Raw genomic sequence first — 298 nt, 5'->3', positions numbered from 1 at the left:
CCTGAAACACCGGACAGTAGCTGTATCTCCAGATAAGAGATAGGCTTGAATATATGTCTAACACTAACGCCAATTTTGAGATGACCGGGATCCTGTTAGGGCAAGAAGTCCGTAAACGTAAAACTCCTCAGGAGAAGATCGCCATTATCCAGCAGACGATGGAGCCGGGTATGAATGTCTCCCATGTCGCCCGCCTGCATGGTATCCAGCCCAGCCTGCTGTTTAAGTGGAAGAAGCAATATCAGGAAGGCAGCCTCACCGCCGTTGCGGCTGGAGAGGAAGTCGTTCCTGCTTCTGA

The 298-nt window shown here is 51.0% G+C and carries 1 protein-coding gene; it reads left to right on the top strand.

What is annotated here, in order from left to right; genetic code table 11:
- Positions 1-80: 80 nt before the first annotated feature.
- The coding region (locus HX884_RS26905) for a transposase (RefSeq protein WP_178329073.1) at positions 81-298 on the top strand (218 nt) is incomplete at its 3' end.

Source organism: Enterobacter sp. SECR19-1250, from assembly GCF_013391025.1.
In the GTDB taxonomy this organism is placed as follows: domain Bacteria; phylum Pseudomonadota; class Gammaproteobacteria; order Enterobacterales; family Enterobacteriaceae; genus Enterobacter; species Enterobacter cloacae.
This window is presented reverse-complemented; position numbering and strand designations above follow the sequence as displayed.